Genomic DNA, 19,291 nt, shown 5'->3' with positions numbered 1-19,291 from the left:
GCAACGTAGCTAAAGTAACTTAAGCTAGAAATTCCATAAACTCAGCTAACGGCATGGGTTTAGCAAAATAAAAGCCTTGCCCATAGTTGCAACCCAGTTCCGCCAGGCGAACGGCCTGTTCTTTGGTTTCGATGCCCTCTGCAACCACTGCAATATTAAGTTGGCGGGCAACCGCCAGGATGCCGCGTACAATTGCTTCATCGCTGGGTTTGCTGATGATGTCCTGAATGAAGGCGCGGTCGATTTTAAGCTTGTCGAGGGGCAGTTTCTTCAAGTAACTCATACTGGAGAAGCCCGTGCCAAAATCATCAATCGCCATCGACAGCCCTGCTTGGCGAAAGCGATTTATCAACGCGATGGCGTGCTCACTGTCATCCATCAGCACACTCTCGGTGAGTTCGAGTTCAACTTGAGTATTGGTCAGGTCGTGGGCTTTAATGGTGGCGATAATTTGCTCAAAAAAGTCAGCGCGGCTAAATTGCACTGCAGATAAATTTACGCAAACCTGTAAGTCAGGTTGCTTAGCCAGCATGGTTTGCAAATCTTTACAGGCACGGGCAAAGCCCCATTGACTGGCAGGAATAATTTGTCCGGTGGTTTCAGCCATAGGTATGAACTTAGCCGGAGGCACGAATTCGCCTTCGTGAATTTGCCAGCGCATCAGTGCTTCTGCTGCAACGACCTTGCCGGATTGTAAATCGACGATAGGCTGGTAGAAGAGCTCCAGACGTTCCTGATCGATCGCTTGCTGGAACTGATTGCGTAAGTTGACATCGAGCCTTTGCTTCTGCGCAACCTGGGCCTGATAGAAAGACAGGTGGTTGCGGCCTTGTCGTTTGGCCATGCTCATTGCCGTGTCCGCCTGCTGAATCAGATCGACTGCCTGCTGCGATGGACCGCAATGCACGGCAACGCCAATACTGGCAGTCAGATAAACCTTTTGTTGTCGCACAGGGTAGGGCTCAGAGATGACTTCCAGTAAAGACTGACCTAAGGCATCAGCGGCTGACAAATCGTCTACTTTGGTAGCAATGACGAATTCGTCACCACCAAAGCGGGCAGCGAACGCCACCTCAGTCAAATTGGCCGCTAAGCGGTCAGCGACCTGTTTCAGTACCTGATCGCCTGCGGCAAGTCCCATAGCTTCATTGATGGGCTTAAACCCATCCAAATCGATAAACAAGACAACCCAATGTGGACCTCGCTGAAAGTCATGCTGTTGCTGCTCAACAATTTCACTAAGATGGCGTTCAAAGGCATAGCGGTTTAACAGTTCAGTTAAGGCATCATGTTCGGCCTGGAATGCCAGTTGGTGCTCACCGCTTACACGTTCGGTTACGTCCTGATGAACACCGACGAAATGGGTAATGGTACCTGCTGCGTCAGCCACTGGCGCAAGTTGTAATTCGTCCCAGAAACTGCTGCCATCTTTATGGTAATGCAGTACCCGAACCTTGCATTCGGTACGCTCGACCAGTGCTTTACGAACAGTTGCGACGACTTCGGGGTCGGTATCTTCGCCAATGAGGAAGTCACACGAAGAGCCGACAATTTCGTTGGTATTGTAGCCAGTCATTTTGGTAAAGGCGTCGTTCACGTAAATCACCGGATTGCTGGGGTCAGTGGCATCAGATATCACGATACCATTGGTACTGACATTCACACTGCGTTCTAACACATGAAGTTGCTCGTCTTGTTCTTTTTGCGCAGTAATATCCCTGGCGATACCAAACACGCCGGTGATTTCGCCGTTAATTTTAATAGGCAGGTTGGTCACATGAATATGCAATACCTCACCGTTGCTGGCGAACCCACGCAAGTCATAGCGACAGGTTTCACCTCGCAGAGTGCGTTGAAAGTTGGCCTCTGCATCAGCGCGATCGGCAGGCAATATGAAAGCGCTGTAGTGTGCATTGAGCACTTGATTTTCATCGGTGTGGAGTATGTCCAATACCGCCTGATTGGCACTGGTCACCATGCCGTCCCGATCGAGAGAAAAGACTGCGTCAGGATGAAAGAAAAACAACGAACTGTATTGTTGCTCATTAAGCAGTAGCTGGTTTTGCTGGTGTTGTAATTGTGCTCTTACACCGTTCAACCGCCGGCTATGGTTGGTCAGCATTTTGTTTTGCTGCGCCAGGGCCAGAAAGGCAATACAGAAAAGAAAACCGAAGGTCGCAACCAGCATGCGTAAATTTGATGCGCTGGAGAGTTCGTCGAAGGAGTATAAACTGACCGAAAGCTGTAAAGGTTCACCATAAGGAATGTGCAGCTGTGCTTCGGCAATTGAAAGCTCATTCAGATGCGGCGGTTTTGCCTCAGAAAAGCTGATGACCCGGTCATCATCTAACGCAACATAGACTTTCAGGTAGTTCGGCAGTAAGCGGGTTTCGGGATTCACCAGCTGCATCAGGTCAAATACAACGAGCAGGTAATAGCCCCGATCGGCTTCATAGCCCACCGGCAACAACATCAGGCCTAGTGGCCGTTTGCCCAAACGAAACTCATCTCTTGGCACGAGCATGCTGATACTATCGGGCGCTGAAGCGAGCCAATTCTGCACTTGTGGATGGTTCAAGTGCTCATTGTAGTCGTGGTTGCCACCACGGTGTTGTTCCCAAACTGAGATTCCGCGGTTATCCAGCAAATGAATCCCCAAATAATGGGGAATGTCACGGAGATAGGTGGCCACGTCAAACTTAGCAAAAACCGATGTCGGCGTGACCCCCAGGTGTTGCCAGCGCTCTCGTAAGCGACTTAAGACTTGAATGTTTACCTGAATGGCCTGTTGGCGCACCTTGGCAACTTTTTCAATGGTGGCAAAGGCCTCGGCGCGAATCTCCTTAATGTGACTCAGGCTTAAGCTAAACCAAACGCAGCAGATAATGGTTACAAAGGCAAAAGTTATCCAGGCAGCCGGGTTATTGTTTAAACGAAACAGTAATACCCGACTTGAGCTGCTTAATAAAAGCGAAACCCCAATCAGTAGCAAGCTCAGCGAGGCCAACGAGGTCACCGGTGGGTGTGGACCAAGATAGGCAAAGCCGTTATCGACAAAATGCAGACCCATAGCTGTCACAGCAAGCACCACCAGAAAACTGGCAAAAGTGCGCATCCAGCGCCGCTGAATTCTCTCTCTCGGATTGAGCATCAGAGTGATGCCAAGCAGCAGAAAAGCCAGCGCAACGGGAGGATAAAAGTAGGCGTCGATGGCTTTTAAGAAATCCAGATAAAAAATGGAGGCGATGGACAGATTGATGATGAGACTGTGCAAGGCTGCGAGTACGACTACGGACGCAAAGACGACCTGAATCAACCGCCGTTTCGCTGCGAGCCCAAAGAGCGCAAAAGCCACAGCGATAGCAACCACGCCTGATGTCGTCGAAATAACGCGCTCGAACGCGCTTCCTGGCTGCTCATAAAGGTTGACCGCAAGCCCGAGCAGACCGAAAAGAAAGGTCGCGCTGATGGTCACGTAAAGCGTTACGTTGACAAGAGACAGGGCAAGGCTACGACGATAGATCATGTTTGTTGTTATACTTATTTAGACACAGGCTTACTATGTGACAAAGTCAGCAGCAGGTCAACGCCTGCCGTGTCATTAACAACCGATGCTGGCCGGCACCTAAATAATCCTGTTGCAGACCCTGTTCGACGAAACCGTTTTGTCGGTAGAGCTCAATGGCGGCATGGTTCTCTGGCGCGACGCTTAACTGGATAGTTTGATAACCCAGCTGCTCCGCAATGGCCAGCCAGTGTTTGAGCAACTTTACTCCAATACCTTTGCCACGCTGTTTCGCGCTTACGAGCAGCGACATTAACCACAGTGAGTGCGGTTCACCGCCCGGGGCACCCAGACAGTAGCCAGCGACCTCTTGCTCGCTGACCGCCACCTGTAGCAGTTGTGGCCACTGATGTAAGGCTTGGAAAAAAAGCGCCTCAGGATACCCCTCGGTCTCATAATAAGCCGCTTCAAGAGCCGCCAGTGCTGCGATGTCAGCAGTACTGGCGCTGCGCAGGCTGAGCTGTTGAGCTTTACTCGCGGTAAGGGACAAGGTCAAACTGCACTGTGAAGGTGACGGGTACGACGTAGTCAATACGATCTAAGCCAGCAATTTCTCGCAATTGATTAACGCCCTCGACCAAACCGAACTCACGGGTGCTGATAAGCACCGGTTGCGACGTGGTCGCGACGATCCGATCCGAGCTTAGCTTGTTGATCTGGACAACTGCGTCAACATCAACAGCTTCACCAGCAATAAATACAGTTAAGGGTACCACTGCCGGTAAGGTGCCGAGCGTCGTGGAGGTATCGTAAAGCTCATCTGGAATTTGCGCAGTCGCAGTCACTAATGGGTACTCAGCCGAGTCAAACAGATGCTTATGCATGCGTTCGTTGCGAATGGCAATGTCGGTATCCAGACTACTTACAGGAATATTAATGGTCAGCTTACCGTCGGTCAGGTCACCATTGATTTCAGTAAACCGATGGACTTCTGCAACATGATCATTTTTGACTGAAACAAAGTGCAGACTGGAGTTTTCTGAATCCAGCTGCCAGTTTTGGGCGAGCACGGGGGCGCTGGCCAACGTGAAAGCAAGCCCCATAATTGACGAACTAAACAATGTCTTCAACATAAACACACCTCGCATTTGCTAGGAAATTTTAACCTCGTTGACTAATAATAGTAGCATATCGTGTTGATTGATCACTTGGTTTGCCAGAGCGATAACAGCAAGTGAACTTTTTTTAACCTCTTTGACGTACAACACCACGACTTTAGCAAAAAACTAAAGCGTGAAACTTCAACGAGGAGATTATCATGTTAAACGTAATGGCAATGACAAAGTGGTTAGCGGGTGCTTTGCTGGTGGCGGCAGTATCAACAACAGCAGTTGCCCATAATCATGGCAAGAAAAAAGATATCGTCGACATCGCTGCCGGTGATGATCAATTGACCACACTGGTGACTGCAGTGCAGGCAGCTGGCCTGGTAGATACCCTGAAAAGTGATGGTCCGTTCACAGTATTTGCGCCCACCAATGAAGCTTTTGCGGCTTTACCTGATGGCGTGCTGGCGAGTCTGATGATGCCAGAGAACAAATCGAAGCTGCAGGCTGTACTCACTTACCATGTGTTAGGCAGTAAAGTGATGAGCTCAGACATCGCTGGCAAGCAATTGTCGACAGCGACCGTGCAGGGTGAAGAAGTTGCTATCGACGCGACTGACGGCGTAAAAGTCGGTGGCGCAAACGTAGTGGCCGCGGATATCAAGGCCTCTAACGGCGTCATCCACGTCATTGACGCGGTGATTCTGCCGCCATCAATGCAATAACATCAGTGTTTTCCCCCTGGATATAGAGCCCCGTTTCGACGGGGCTTTTCTTTTTGTCGACAATTTTGACACCGATCATTGAAAACCCCCTTCAGAATCCGTAAAATAGCCAGCAATCTTCAAATCTGTCGACACCTGTCGATCCAGCGCAAGGCGAGCATAGTGACTGAACATCCAAATCTAATGCGCCAGGCGATTACCGCCTCTGATCGCGTCTTATTTGAAATTCAGCGTGCCATCGTGGAAGGAAGCATTCCTGCAGGTAGTAAAATCAGCGAACCAGAATTTGCCCGCCGCTTTAACGTCAGCCGGGCGCCTTTGCGTGAGGCTTTAGCGCGTCTGGAGCGCTGCCACTTGATTGAGCGTACCCCGAATGCCGGCGTGCGGGTGGTGACCTTAACGCCAGAAGGTTTGATTTCGTTGTATCAGATCCGCGAAGAACTGGAAGGTCTGGCGTGTCGCCTGGCCGCGACGCAAATGCCACAGGCTGAAATTGCCGAGCTGGCGGCCTTGCTTGATCAACATCTGTCGACACAACGCGTGCGCGAAGGTGAAAGTTACTATCAGGAAGCTGGTGATCTCGACTTTCATTACCGTGTCATCCTCGGCAGTAAAAATCCTTATTTAATTAATATGCTTTGTGATGAACTTTATTATCTTGTCCGCATGTACCGGGTGCAGATGGGGATGAATGGGCCGCGCGTATCACGGGCCTTTGACGAACACAAAGCGATTCTCAATGCCATTGCTAATCGTGATGGTGAACTTGCTGACTTATTGATGCGCCGGCATATCAGTGCATCTCGTCACAATATCGAACAACAACTGCAAGCAGAAAGGACGTAAACATGACTCATTTAGTTAGTGCAGGCGCAAAACTGCGTCAAGCCATTCAGGATGAAAACCCATTACAAATCGTCGGTACTATTAATGCCTACACCGCGATGATGGCAGAAAAAGTGGGCCACAAAGCCTTGTACCTTTCCGGTGCAGGTGTGGCAAACGCATCATTTGGATTACCGGATCTGGGCATGACCTCATTGAACGATGTGTGTGAAGATATTCGCCGCATCACAGGCGCTTCTGAGCTACCGTTACTGGTCGATGCCGACACCGGCTGGGGTGGCGCATTCAATATCGCCCGGACCGTAAAAGAGATGACCCGTGCTGGTGCAGCTGGCTTTCATATTGAAGATCAGGTTGCACAGAAACGTTGTGGTCACCGTCCTAACAAAGAAATCGTGACCCAGGCAGAAATGGTCGATCGTGTGAAAGCAGCGGTGGATGCGCGGATTGATGATCAGTTTTTGATCATGGCGCGCACGGATGCCCTGCAACAGGAAGGTCTGGAAGCGGCCATTGAACGGGCGCAAGCCTGTGTTGATGCCGGTGCTGATGCAATTTTTGCAGAAGCGGTGCATACACTTGAGCAATACGATGCGTTCACTAAGGCGCTAAATGTACCTGTTCTTGCTAACATTACTGAATTCGGTGCAACGCCGCTGTTTAATAAAGATGAGCTGGCGGATGTCGGTGTCGAAATGGTGTTGTATCCATTAAGCGCGTTCCGCGCCATGAACAAAGCAGCACTGAATGTATACGAGAGTATTCTGACCAATGGCGATCAAAAGGCTGTGGTCGATAGCATGCAGACGCGTGCTGAGCTGTATGACTTTTTAAATTACCACGCATTCGAGCAAAAGCTCGATGATCTGTTTAAGAAATAATACGCGCCGTAGTTGGCGAACGTAGTTGAATTTCGATAAGGAGCTAAAAATGGTAGACAAGAAATTAAGTGGCGCAGGTCTGCGCGGACAAGTAGCGGGTGAAACGAAACTTTGTACCGTTGGTAAAAGCGGTTCAGGCCTGACCTATGCGGGCTATGACATTAAAGAATTAGCGGAAAAAGTCAGCTTTGAAGAAGTTGCCTATTTATTGGCACATGGCGAATTGCCAAAAGCTGATGCGTTGGCGGCGTACAAAGGTCGTCTGGCAAAACTTCGCGGTTTACCGCAGTCGCTGAAAGATGTGCTTGAGCGAATTCCTGCCGATGCTCATCCGATGGATGTGATGCGTACGGGCTGTTCGTTCCTGGGTAACATTGAACCTGAGGAAGATTTTGAGCAGGCAGACGATAAGATCGAGCGCCTGTTGGCGGCATTCCCGAGCATGCTGTTGTACTGGTACCACTTCAGTCACAACAACAAGCGCATTGAGACAGCAACTGATGCTGATTCCATTGGTGCACACTTTCTGGAACTGTTGCACGGTGAGAAGCCATCCCAGTTGCACACTGATGTCATGAATACCTCACTGATCCTTTATGCAGAGCATGAATTCAACGCGTCGACCTTTACCGCTCGTGTTTGTGCGTCAACGCTGTCAGACATCTTCTCGTGCGTAACTGGCGCTATCGGCTCACTGCGCGGTCCATTGCATGGCGGTGCGAACGAAGCGGCCATGGAACTGATTGAAGACATGGAAGATGCTGATGACGCAGAGAAAACGCTGATGGGCATGCTTGAACGTAAAGAAAAAATTATGGGCTTCGGTCACGCGGTTTATCGTGAATTCGACCCGCGTAATGACATTATTAAAGCCTGGTCTGAAAAGCTGGCGAAAGAAAACGGCGACACCCGCTTGTACGATGTGTCCGTGCGTTGTGAAGAAGTGATGTGGCGCGAGAAGAAATTGTTCCCGAATGCGGATTTCTTCCATGCCTCTGCTTATCACTTCATGGGCATTCCAACCAAATTATTCACCCCGATCTTCGTCATGTCACGGGTCACAGGTTGGACAGCACATGTGAAAGAGCAGCGTGCGAATAACCGTATTATTCGTCCAAGTGCCGATTACATCGGCCCTGAGCCGCGTCCAGTGCCAGCACTTGATGAGCGCTAAGACGTTGCCAGCGAAGGAGTTTATTGATGTTTAACGAAGCGTATCGCAAGCAGTTGCCGGGTACCTCGCTGATGTACTATGACACGCGTCAGGCGGTCGAGGACATTGAGCCAGGCGCTTATGACAAACTGCCGTATACTTCTCGAATCTTAGCGGAAAATTTAGTGCGCCGGTGTGAGCCGGCGCAACTGACCGACGCTTTGGGTCAGTTGATTTACCGCAAGAACGATCTCGATTTTCCCTGGTACCCAGCGCGTGTCGTTTGTCACGATATCCTCGGTCAGACGGCCTTGGTTGACCTCGCGGGTCTGCGGGATGCGATTGCCGCAAAAGGCGGCGATCCGGCCAAAGTGAATCCAGTGGTGCCGACCCAGTTGATTGTCGATCATTCATTGGCAGTCGAGCATGCTGGTTTTGAAAAAGACGCGTTTGAAAAAAATCGTGTTATCGAAGACCGTCGCAACGACGACCGTTTCCACTTTATTAACTGGACCAAAACGGCGTTTAAAAACGTCGATGTGATTCCACCTGGTAACGGTATCATGCACCAGATTAATCTGGAGAAGATGTCGCCAGTGGTGCAGGTCCGCGACGGTGTTGCTTTTGCTGATACCTGTGTGGGTACCGACAGCCACACGCCGATGGTTGATGCCCTTGGTGTTATCTCCGTAGGTGTAGGCGGTCTGGAAGCGGAAAGTGTGATGCTTGGACGTGCTTCCTATATGCGCTTGCCTAATATCGTTGGGGTTGAGCTGACCGGCAAACTGCAGCCGGGCATTACCAGTACCGATATGGTGCTGGCGCTGACCGAATTCCTGCGTAAAGAACGTGTCGTCGGTGCTTATCTGGAGTTTTACGGTGAGGGCGCTGATGCACTGACGGTTGGTGATCGCGCGACCATCTCCAATATGACGCCTGAATACGGTGCGACCGCTGCGATGTTTTATATTGATGGCCAGACCATCGATTACCTGAAGCTTACTGGTCGCGAAGACGATCAGGTGCAGCTGGTTGAGCAATTCGCAAAAGAAACAGGACTGTGGGCGGATAGCCTGAAAAGCGCTGAATACGAACGCGTACTGACCTTTGATTTGAGTAAAGTGCAACGTAGTCTGGCAGGGCCATCGAATCCGCATGCGTTGTTGCCATCCTCAGAGCTCGCGAAACGTGGCATCTCTGGTAAGGTCGAAAACGAAGAAGGCTTGATGCCTGATGGGGCCTGTATTATTGCCGCCATTACCAGTTGTACCAACACCAGTAACCCACGCAATATGATTGCTGCGGGGCTGATTGCGCGCAATGCGAACAAACTGGGACTGACGCGCAAACCCTGGGTGAAGTCCTCGTTAGCGCCAGGTTCCAAAACGGTCAAAATGTACCTGGAAGAAGCTGAGTTGTTGCCAGAGCTGGAAGAGCTTGGCTTTGGGGTGGTGGCGTTTGCCTGCACCACCTGTAATGGTATGAGTGGCGCTTTGGATCCTAAGATCCAGGAAGAAATTATCGAACGTGATTTGTACTCCACCGCGGTACTTTCCGGGAATCGTAATTTTGACGGGCGCATCCATCCGTATGCCAAGCAGGCTTTCCTGGCGTCACCGCCACTGGTTGTTGCTTATGCTATCGCCGGTACGATCCGCTTTGATATTGAAAAAGATCCACTGGGTTATGACGAGCAGGGCAATGCGATTACTCTGAAAGACATCTGGCCAAGTGATGAAGAGATCGATGCGATCGTAAAAACTGCGGTTAAACCTGAACAGTTCCGCAAGGTTTACGACCCAATGTTCAGCCTGTCGGTGGATTATGGTGAGAAAACCAACCCGCTGTATGATTGGCGGGAAATGAGTACCTATATCCGCCGTCCACCCTACTGGGAAGGCTCTTTTGCCTCTGAGAATCAGCTTAAGGGCATGCGTCCGCTGGCTATTCTGGGTGATAACATTACCACTGACCATTTATCGCCATCGAATGCCATCATGGCGGAGAGTGCAGCGGGTGAATACCTGACCAAAATGGGCGTACCGGAAGAAGACTTTAATTCCTACGCGACCCATCGTGGCGATCACCTGACGGCACAACGGGCGACTTTTGCCAATCCGAAACTCTTCAATGAGATGGTTCGTGATGAAAATGGTGCGGTCATTCAAGGATCCTGGGCGCGGGTCGAGCCGGAAGGCAAGGTGCTGCGCATGTGGGAAGCTATCGAGACCTATATGGAGCGCAAACAACCGTTGATTATCGTTGCCGGTGCTGATTACGGTCAGGGCTCATCGCGCGACTGGGCGGCTAAGGGCGTACGTCTGGCGGGTGTCGAATGTATCGTCGCCGAGGGCTTTGAGCGCATTCACCGTACCAACCTCATCGGTATGGGCGTGTTGCCGTTAGAGTTCGAAGCGGGAACCACTCGTGACACGCTGGAGCTGAACGGTACCGAAACCTACGATGTCAAAGGTGATATCGCGCCGGGCGCAACCATGACTCTGGTCATCCACCGCAATGCAACTGAAACGGTGGAAGTGCCGGTGAAATGTCGTCTGGATACTGCGGAAGAGTTATCGATTTACTCGGCCGGTGGTGTACTGCAGCGCTTTGCTCAGGACTTCCTGGAAGCTGAGGCGAGCTAATTATGGCAGACACGATGACTTTTGCTCCGCAAATCAAAATTCCCGCCACCTATATGCGTGGCGGGACCTCGAAAGGGGTATTTTTCCGCCTGGACGATTTGCCAGAGGCCGCCCGGCAACCCGGGAAGGCTCGGGACAGTCTGTTGCTGCGGGTGATTGGCAGTCCGGATCCTTATGGCAAGCATACCGATGGTATGGGGGGCGCCACATCCAGCACTAGTAAAACGGTGATCTTGTCGCGTAGTACCAAACCTGATCACGATGTGGATTATCTGTTCGGGCAGGTTGCCATCGATAAGCCGTTTATCGATTGGAGCGGTAACTGCGGTAACTTAACAGCGGCGGTGGGCTCGTTTGCAATCTCGAACGGGCTGGTGGATGCCTCTCAGATCCCTGACAACGGAATCTGCACGGTGCGCATCTGGCAGGCCAATATCGAGAAAACCATTGTTGCGCGGGTTCCCATGAGCAATGGCGAAGTGCAGGAAACTGGTGACTTTGAGCTCGATGGTGTGACCTTTCCCGCGGCGGAAGTGCAGGTTGAGTTTATGGACCCAGCCGCGGATGACGGTGAAGGTAGCGGCGCCATGTTCCCGACCGGCAATGTCGTGGATAACTTCGAAGTCCCCGGGCTTGGAGAGTTACAGGCAACCTTTATCAATGCCGGTATCCCGACGATTTTCGTCAATGCCGAAGCGATAGGTTACACAGGTACCGAACTGCAAGGTGCTATTAATGAAGATCCACAAGCCTTGCAGATGTTCGAAAGCCTGCGTGCCCATGGTGCAGTGAAGATGGGCTTAATTGACGATGTCGCAGAGGCGGGTAACCGTCAGCACACGCCGAAAATTGCCTTTGTTGCGCCGCCCCAGGATTACCTGGCCTCCAGTGGCAAACAGATCTACCTCACGGATATCGACGTGCTGGTGCGGGCGATGTCCATGGGCAAGTTGCACCATGCCATGATGGGCACAGCGGCAGTTGCGATTGCTGCTGCGGCTGCGGTACCCGGTACTTTGGTGAATCTTGCTGCCGGTGGTGGCGATCGGACCTCAATTCGTTTCGGACATCCGTCGGGAACCTTGCAGGTTGGCGCTGAAGCCAAGCAGGCGAATGGCGAATGGACCGTTACTAAAGCCATTATGAGCCGCAGTGCGCGGGTGCTGATGGAAGGTTGGGTGCGGGTTCCTGGCGACTGTTTCTGATGCTCGGCAAAGCCCCTAAGAAATGCCCATGTGGTGGCGGGTTATACCGTAAATGTTGTGGCCGTTTTCACCCGCAAGCTGCGGGTGAAGCGGCTTTACCTTCCTCGCCGGAACAATTAATGCGTTCGCGTTACAGTGCGTTTGCGCTGGGGCTAAGCGATTATCTGCTGAGCACCTGGCATCCTGATACGCGTCCGGAGCAGTTGGATCTTGCCGATAATCCCAAATGGGTGCAGCTGCAAATCGTCAGTTCAGATCAGCAAGGCGCGCAGGGACTGGTCCACTTCCGCGCCTACTTTCAGGTTGGCCAGGAGCTATCTGTTCACGATGAGCTTTCCAGCTTCGTCAAAGAACAGGGCCGCTGGTATTACTTAAAGGCAAATAACTTACCGTAAGTTGCGCAGCGCCAGAGCCACTCGCACGGCCCGTATTTAAAGCGGCTTAGCCACCATTTACTGAATGGAATTTGTGCCAGCCAGACGATGACCGCCAGCGCAGTCGTCGTTGCCCGCCCGTACTCACCATATAAACCCACCGCGTAGCCGTAGAATAAGCTGGTAAAGAACAGCGAATGGAATAAGTAATTGGTTAGCGCCATACGTCCCGCCGGAGCAAGATTTTGTAACCAGTGCTGACGCTTGTTGCGCTGCGCCTGACGTAATGCCAGCGCGATGATGGCCATATAGGCAAAGCATAAACCAAAGTTTGCGACCTGCATCAGGGTGAACGCCAGGGCGGAGTCCAGACTCGGCATCATCATTTCAATGTCGGTGCCGTAAAATCCCACGTAAAGCGCAGACGGTAAGCCAAAAATGAGACCCCAGCGCAGCAGGTTTTTGTAGGCGGTTGGGCGTTTCTCGAACGAAGTGAAAACGCCGCTGCGGGCAAAGGACGCACCAATCAGAAAGATCCCTAGCACGGTGGGGAAGAAGAAAATAGCACCGCCGCCGCCGTAGAGCATATTCACCTCAGCCAGGCGAGCAGCGAGAACCTCACTGTAGGAGCCGGTCGCGTAGGCTTGTTCAGCATTGCTTATCAGTGCCATGGCGGTGTCCTGCATTTGCTGCTGGTCAGCAAGAGTTTGCTGAGCAAATTCTGGAGATTGCATAGCGAAGTGCATGCTGACTGCGCCAAGCCAGAACATGGCCACGGGCACCAGAAATAATGCCAGCCCCCATTTCCAGAGCCGTCCGGCTGAGCTATTGATAAAGAGTAAAAGTAGCAGTCCAACAATGGCATAGGTCAGCAAAATATCACCGCCCCAAATAAAGACCATATGGACCAGACCGAATAGCGCTAACACCAGCAAACGGCGGAAAAACAGCCAGCGTGGATGGTCATGATTCTGCTTGGCACGATCGTAAAAGATGACAAAACCGATGCCGAATAGCAGTGAGAACATCGTATAGAACTTGCCCTGCACAAAGGTGAAAACCGTCCAGCCGACGCTGTGATCGAGTCCGGTAAGGCTAGTATCAAAGCCGAACATCATGGCGGTTAAGGGCCGCTGAAAAAACTCGATGTTCATTAGCAGGATACCAAGCAGGGCAAAGCCGCGAATCACATCAAGCATGTGGATCCGTTCTTTCACCCCTATGGGTTGGGTCATGTTAGTCATCTGTGAACTCTTTGTAATTGTTATTGTAGAAGCTTTTATCCTAGTCAGATTTCGGTAAAAAACAACTTAAACAGACCTTAGATGAGTCAGTGATGAGCGTCAGAGTCGCAGTTTACCCGAGTGAATCAACCCATAAATTTGTTCATCGAGGGGCTGATAGCCCTGGTTGGGGTCGACCAGCACGTACAGGCGATCGCTGATATCGCTGAGCGAAAAGCTTTCTTTTTTTAACTGACTCTTCTTCACCTTAAAGGTGGTGGTGACGTCATGGCTGTCGCGCAAACGCACAAATCTTGGCAAAGCGTAGTCAGGCAGTTTCGACTTCAGGTGCTGATAAAAAGCGCTGGGATTAAACTCGCGGCCTTGCTGGAGAATGACTGACACCATCCCGGCACGGCCTTCGGTGTGCGGAACTTTAACGCCATAAACCACAGCTTCAATGACATCAGCAAAGGTGGTGACCTGTGCTTCGACCTCGGTGGTGGCGACATTTTCGGACTTCCAGCGAAAGGTATCGCCCACCCGATCGACAAAAGCAATATGACGGTAGCCCTGGTGGCGCACCAGGTCACCCGTATTGAACCAGCAGTCACCGGCAGCGAAGACATCATTGCAAAGTTTGGCACGGTTCGCTGCTTCGTTATGGGTGTAGCCATCAAAAGGCGCCCGGTCGGAGACTTCGGTAAGCAACAAGCCCACTTCACCTTTTGCTACGCGTCCTAGGCGCCCGTTGGCATCCCGTAATGGGGTTTCATTTTCAAAATCGAATTGTACGACGGCATAGGTCATCGGCGAGAAGCCAACGGTTCGTTTTAGATTAAAGGCATTCACAAAGGCAACATTGCCTTCGCTGGCCCCGTAAAGCTCACATATGCGCGGAATCGCAAAGCGCTCTTGAAACTCGTCCCAAAGCTCGGCACGCAAGCCGTTGCCGATGACCCCGCGAACCGGGTTACTGGCATCCTCGGCGTGGGCAGGCTGCTGCAATAGGTAGCGGCAGAGCTCGCCCACGTAAACAAAACAGGTTGCGTTAAAACGTTTGATTTCGCCCCAGAACTGGCTCGCGCTAAACCTGTCCGACAGTGCCAGGCTGCTACCGTTTAAGATCACTGAGCTCAAGGCGATGGAGAGCGCCGTGTTGTGATACAGAGGTAAGCTGTTGTAAAGCGTGTCATCGGTTTTCAGTCCCATCGCCATGCTGCCAAAGCCGATGCCTGCTTTGTACCAACGTAAGTGGGTCATAGCCGCAGCTTTGGGCAGCCCGGTGGTGCCTGAGGTCAACACATAAAAGCAGTTATCGCCAAGCGTCAAGGACGCGGTTTGTTCCGGGTTTCCATCGCGCCTGGGATCGATCAAAGAGTTGATGGCAATGTAACGTGCTGTGGTAGCAGTTAGGTCGGCGTCAGGCGTTAGGCTTAACTGACAGCTGGTGGGGAGCTCGACTTCAATTTCACCGAGCTGCGGAGCAAATTCAGCAGCGGCGATGACCAACCGCGGTTGGATGACGTTAATGCTATGTAGCAGTTGCTCACCACGCTGCTTATGATTGAGCATGCCCGCAACAGCACCTAACTTATTGAGGGCAAAAGCCCAGGCGAGTTGCTCCGGCGAATTGCGAAATAGTAGTCCCACACAATCGCCACGTTCAATGCCATAGGCATGGAGCGCATGGGCAAGCTGATTCACCCAGCGATTAAATTCAAAATAGGTATAGGTTTTAATAGCAATCTCTGACGCAGGGTCAGCGACCTTTAAGAACACCCGCTCGGGATGACGAGCTGCAGCTCGTTGAAGAAAATAGCCAGTCGAACCGCGCTGATGCTTCTTGGCCCGCGCAATCTGGAGCAGCGTCACAAAAAAGCGTGGTAAGCGCGGCACGAAGCGAATAAAGGCTCTACCGAGGTCAAAGAATGAAAATGTTGGTTTAGTTTTTGCCATTGGGGTAAAAAACCATCCAAATTGTCCGTTAATTCGTATTCTGTCTGAAATTCACTAAGATAGAAATGCTATGTTGAAAAATAGTCATAAACTAGAGGACGTTTTATGTCATTAATGAAACAGATTGGCGGTTTACTTGGCTGGCTGGCATTGTCATTTATTGTGGCTGCAATCGGCGGTTGGGGCTCGGCCAATGCGCCGGTTTTCTATCGTGAGCTGACCTTACCGGACTGGGCACCGGCAGCTTGGTTATTTGGTCCCGTATGGACCGCACTGTACACCATGATGGCCATTGCCGCCTGGTTGGTCTGGCGGGAATACGGCTTTACGGGGTTGGCTAAGCGCGCATTACAGGTGAATCTGGTACAACTGGCCCTGAATATGCTCTGGAGCTGGTTATTTTTTGCCTGGTACCTGGGTGCGGTAAGCTTCGTAGAAATCATTCTGCTCTGGTGTGCCATCCTGGCCACTATCGTACTTTACTGGCGTCTAAACAAGGCTGCAGCGATTCTGATGCTTCCTTATCTGGCGTGGGTAAGCTTCGCGATGGCCTTAAATTACAGCATCTGGCAGCTGAATCCTTACGTTTTGTAAGCACTGCAAAGTATCCGTAAAGCACCGACAAAGCTAAAAGGGCTTCACTATAGTGAAGATGAACCTAACAGGAGGTGTTTTATGAAAAACCTACGTATCGCAAGTTTAATTGCCGGTGTATTCACCGCAACACTGGGGTCTGCCGCTGTTGCAGCCACTGTTGAATATGCGCAGCAACATGCTGAAAATGCAGCAAGCTCTACTGAGACCGCAGTGGAAGAGACCAAAGGTTACCTAAGTGACGCCGCGCTCACCACTAAAGTTAAATCTACAATTCTGGCGAGTGACGCGTTAAATGTTATTGAGATTAACGTGGAAACCAGTAACGGCATTGTGCAGTTGAGTGGTTTTGTTAAGCAAGAAGAGGATATCGATACCGCTGAGCGGATTTCGCGCGGTATTGAAGGAGTAAAAGATGTCAAAAATGACATCAAGGTAAAGACCGAAGCTTCTTAGTTTAAAGTAAAAGCAAGTTCGATCTCTCCCGAGAGGAGCCCCGTACAGAGGGACTTGTACGGGGTTTTTTATGTCGATAAACGCGTATCAGGTGCCGCAGAAGGTGCGCGGGACCGCTTGTTCGGGCGTTGCCGGCTGAAAGAAATCTCCGGCATTGTCCTGTTCGACAAAAGGTGTGCGCAAAACCTCATTCAGTTGATTAAACAACGCCAGCGAACCCTCTTGTACCGCTTCCTCAATCGCCGCTTCAACCAGGTGATTACGAGGAATGTAAGCCGGGTTTATGCGATTGAGTTTAGTTTGTGCACTGCTCATTGAAGCATCCTCAGCCGTAATGGCCTGCTGCCATCGCTGATGCCAGTCTTGCCAGGCCTGGCTGTTCCCGAACAAGTCTGCGAGCCGTTTGGGGTCAGAATCACCAAGCAAGCGAAACGCCAGCGTAAAGTCGACCTGCTGTTGTTGCATGAGCTCAAGATAATCCTGAGTGAGTACTTTAGCGTCAGCGTCAGCGCCGGGCAGACCAATTTTTGCTGTCATACGTTGCCAGTAATAGCCCTCATAGATCTGCTGAAACTGCTCTATGGCAGCAGTTGCCTGCTTGATAGCACCCTTAGCATCATCCGTATCATCCGCTCCCACCTGGATAAGCGGCAATAGTGTTTCGGCAAAGCGGGCGAGATTCCAGACGCCGATACCCGGCTGATTCTGATACGCATAACGACCCCGCCGGTCGATAAAGCTAAAGACCGTGGCCGGATCGTAGGCTTCCATAAACGCACAGGGACCGTAATCAATGGTTTCCCCTGAGAGGGTCATGTTGTCAGTGTTCATTACGCCATGAATAAAGCCCAGACTCATCCACTGCGCAATTAGTTGCGCCTGGCGATCGATCACGGCCTCAAGCAACGCTAAATAGGGATCCTCAGCATTGGCACAGTGGGGGTAGTGACGGTCGATGACGTAATCGGCGAACTTCTTCAGTAAATCACGTTCTTTAAACGCCAGCACGTATTGTGCCGTTCCCACCCTTAAGTGACTGGCAGCGACGCGCGTGAGTATGGCGCCGGGCAGAGCTTCTTCACGCTGCACCAGTTCACCCGTGGCAACAGCCGCCAGTGCCCGGGTGGTGGGCACTCCCAGCCGGTGCATGGCTTCACTAAGAAGATACTCACGTAGGACCGGTCCGATGGGAGAGCGACCATCACCACCGCGTGAATAAGGGGTACGCCCGGAACCTTTGAGCTGGATATCGTAACGCCGTCCATCGTTACCGATGACTTCAGTTAGCAAGACTGCGCGGCCATCGCCTAACTGAGGCACATAGTTGGCAAACTGATGGCCCGCGTAGGCGAGGGCGTGGGGTTGCGCCCAGTCGGGCACCTGGTTGCCGGAAAAGATCTGTAAGCCATCGTCGCTAGCACGCTGGGCCGCTGGGATAGCCAGTTGCTCAGCGAGCTCATCATTAAAGGCGATCCACTGCGGATTCATCACCGGGGTCGGCTCCACAGCCGCCGTCAGGCGCGGGTCTAAACGCGGGTAGCTTTGCTCGGCTTTCATTACATCTCCTTGCTAAAACGGGCAGTTCGAATCTACCATCTGGGCAGTGGTTATTATCCTAACATTGTTTGCCCAAAAAACGTTGCTGTCTGCTATTCAGGATAGATGCTGTGTTGCCTGGAGCAAGCTGGGAAGCAGTGGATGTTGATATTTGCGGCTCAGGGTAACTGCGTAAAAGTTTTCAAATGAATTGGGTAATTCAAAGCGCTTGCTAAGCAAGCCGGACAGAAGTTCATCGCGCACCACCACGGCTGGCATCACCGCCAAAGCACCACTATCGCGGGCCAGCAGGCGCAGCATGGCCATGTCATCGGCCTCGGCGATAATATCGGGTGCCAGCTCGTGCTGGGTACAGAAGGATTCAAAGGTTGCCCTTAACGGCGAAGCGTAGGAGGGCACCACCCAACGTTGCTCACGGTAACTGGCATCGATCTGAGTGGGTAAGTGGGCCAGCGGCTGCGGTGCGATCACGCTGACCGGCTGGCGGGCCAATAGCTGCGATTGCCAGGCAATTTCATCGTTACTGGGTAACTCATGATTGGTCAGAATGATATCCAGCTGATGCTGCGCTAACAGCTCCTGCAATTCCGGTTGCGGCCGTGCGATCAGTTGAAAGTGCACATCGTTCTGCTGCATCAAGGGTTGAATGAAGGTATCAATAAAATTACGGGACATACTTGATAGCACCCCGATTTTCAGACTCGGCAGAGCAAGCGTGCCTTGTTTCAATAATTGTTGCAGCTCCTCGCCACGCTGAAAAATATCTTCCGCATAATTGAGTACGGTTTGTCCTAGTTCGGTGAGCACCAAAGTGCGACCTTCCCGGGTAAACAGCGGCTGCCCTATGCTATGTTCGAGCTGATTGATCTGTGCCGATAATGCCGACTGAGAAATCGCCAGCTGCTGTGCGGTTGCGGTTAGATTGCCATGCTTTGCAACCCGCCAGAAATAGTAAAGGTGGTGGTAATTCAAACGTGACACAACAAGCCCCCTGCATTAAACGTTCGTTAAAATAGAACGTAACTATAGAATATATGTATTTTATAAATATATTTCAATAGC

Annotated in this window: 16 protein-coding genes; 9 read left to right on the top strand and 7 right to left on the bottom strand. The window is 51.5% G+C overall.

Going from position 1 to position 19,291, the window contains the following annotated elements; genetic code table 11:
- Positions 1–19: 19 nt before the first annotated feature.
- The 3 genes from J6J28_RS06620 to J6J28_RS06610 are packed head-to-tail and all read right to left on the bottom strand — an operon-like array spanning position 20 to position 4,638.
- Positions 20–3,526 carry a putative bifunctional diguanylate cyclase/phosphodiesterase gene (locus tag J6J28_RS06620; protein WP_301720560.1) on the bottom strand — a complete coding sequence of 1,169 codons (3,507 nt, stop codon included), beginning with the start codon at positions 3,524–3,526 and terminating at the stop codon, positions 20–22.
- 46 nt (positions 3,527–3,572) lie between these two features.
- The gene (locus J6J28_RS06615) at positions 3,573–4,055 is read right to left on the bottom strand and encodes a GNAT family N-acetyltransferase (RefSeq protein WP_301720559.1); all 483 of its coding nucleotides are present in this window, start codon (positions 4,053–4,055) and stop codon (positions 3,573–3,575) included.
- Positions 4,036–4,638, bottom strand: a complete 603-nt coding sequence (locus tag J6J28_RS06610; protein ID WP_301720558.1) for a YceI family protein — start codon at positions 4,636–4,638, stop codon at positions 4,036–4,038. The genes J6J28_RS06615 and J6J28_RS06610 overlap by 20 nt, the downstream gene beginning before the upstream one ends.
- A 185-nt stretch (positions 4,639–4,823) precedes the next feature.
- Here J6J28_RS06610 and J6J28_RS06605 point away from each other — a divergent pair, with 185 nt between their 5' ends.
- The 7 genes from J6J28_RS06605 to J6J28_RS06575 all read left to right on the top strand — a co-directional run bounded on the left by J6J28_RS06605 (position 4,824) and on the right by J6J28_RS06575 (position 12,461).
- The gene (locus tag J6J28_RS06605) at positions 4,824–5,336 is read left to right on the top strand and encodes a fasciclin domain-containing protein (protein WP_301720555.1); all 513 of its coding nucleotides are present in this window, start codon (positions 4,824–4,826) and stop codon (positions 5,334–5,336) included.
- 183 nt (positions 5,337–5,519) lie between these two features.
- Positions 5,520–6,182, top strand: a complete 663-nt coding sequence (locus J6J28_RS06600) for a GntR family transcriptional regulator (RefSeq protein WP_301720815.1) — start codon at positions 5,520–5,522, stop codon at positions 6,180–6,182.
- Between the two features lie 2 nt (positions 6,183–6,184).
- On the top strand, positions 6,185–7,063 hold the full coding sequence (prpB, locus tag J6J28_RS06595; protein WP_301720554.1) for a methylisocitrate lyase: 879 nt from the start codon (positions 6,185–6,187) through the stop codon (positions 7,061–7,063).
- Positions 7,064–7,112: 49 nt separating this feature from the next.
- A complete protein-coding gene (gene prpC / locus J6J28_RS06590) occupies positions 7,113–8,237 on the top strand; it encodes a bifunctional 2-methylcitrate synthase/citrate synthase (protein WP_301720553.1) in 1,125 nt (374 codons plus the stop codon).
- 26 nt (positions 8,238–8,263) lie between these two features.
- Positions 8,264–10,861: a Fe/S-dependent 2-methylisocitrate dehydratase AcnD gene (gene acnD / locus J6J28_RS06585; protein ID WP_301720552.1), complete on the top strand. Its 2,598-nt coding sequence runs from the start codon at positions 8,264–8,266 to the stop codon at positions 10,859–10,861.
- Positions 10,862–10,863: 2 nt separating this feature from the next.
- Positions 10,864–12,066, top strand: a complete 1,203-nt coding sequence (prpF, locus tag J6J28_RS06580) for a 2-methylaconitate cis-trans isomerase PrpF (RefSeq protein WP_301720551.1) — start codon at positions 10,864–10,866, stop codon at positions 12,064–12,066.
- Entirely contained in the window at positions 12,066–12,461 is a 396-nt protein-coding gene (locus J6J28_RS06575; protein ID WP_301720550.1) for a YchJ family protein, read from the top strand. Before prpF ends, J6J28_RS06575 begins: the two co-directional genes overlap by 1 nt.
- Here J6J28_RS06575 and J6J28_RS06570 read toward each other — a convergent pair.
- Positions 12,434–13,684, bottom strand: a complete 1,251-nt coding sequence (locus J6J28_RS06570; protein ID WP_301720549.1) for a DUF418 domain-containing protein — start codon at positions 13,682–13,684, stop codon at positions 12,434–12,436. The genes J6J28_RS06575 and J6J28_RS06570 overlap by 28 nt on opposite strands.
- 99 nt (positions 13,685–13,783) lie before the next feature.
- Positions 13,784–15,622: a long-chain-acyl-CoA synthetase gene (locus tag J6J28_RS06565; protein ID WP_301720548.1), complete on the bottom strand. Its 1,839-nt coding sequence runs from the start codon at positions 15,620–15,622 to the stop codon at positions 13,784–13,786.
- 105 nt (positions 15,623–15,727) lie between these two features.
- On the opposite strand from J6J28_RS06565, the gene J6J28_RS06560 reads away from it, so the two are divergent.
- Positions 15,728–16,216: a TspO/MBR family protein gene (locus J6J28_RS06560; RefSeq protein ID WP_301720547.1), complete on the top strand. Its 489-nt coding sequence runs from the start codon at positions 15,728–15,730 to the stop codon at positions 16,214–16,216.
- An 81-nt stretch (positions 16,217–16,297) separates the two neighbouring features.
- The gene (locus J6J28_RS06555) at positions 16,298–16,672 is read left to right on the top strand and encodes a BON domain-containing protein (RefSeq protein WP_301720546.1); all 375 of its coding nucleotides are present in this window, start codon (positions 16,298–16,300) and stop codon (positions 16,670–16,672) included.
- An 87-nt stretch (positions 16,673–16,759) separates the two neighbouring features.
- Here the strand turns inward: J6J28_RS06555 and J6J28_RS06550 are convergent, their stop codons facing one another.
- Both J6J28_RS06550 and J6J28_RS06545 read right to left on the bottom strand, forming a co-directional pair.
- Complete coding sequence (locus J6J28_RS06550; protein ID WP_301720544.1) at positions 16,760–18,229, bottom strand: protein adenylyltransferase SelO; 1,470 nt, start codon at positions 18,227–18,229, stop codon at positions 16,760–16,762.
- A gap of 96 nt (positions 18,230–18,325) precedes the next feature.
- Positions 18,326–19,210, bottom strand: a complete 885-nt coding sequence (locus J6J28_RS06545) for a LysR family transcriptional regulator (protein ID WP_301720543.1) — start codon at positions 19,208–19,210, stop codon at positions 18,326–18,328.
- Between the last annotated feature and the right edge of the window lie 81 nt (positions 19,211–19,291).

It is taken from the genome of Pseudidiomarina terrestris (assembly GCF_030466375.1).
GTDB lineage: Bacteria > Pseudomonadota > Gammaproteobacteria > Enterobacterales > Alteromonadaceae > Pseudidiomarina > Pseudidiomarina terrestris.
The sequence above is the reverse complement of the archived record's forward strand: the minus strand, read 5'-3'. Positions and strand labels throughout refer to the sequence as shown.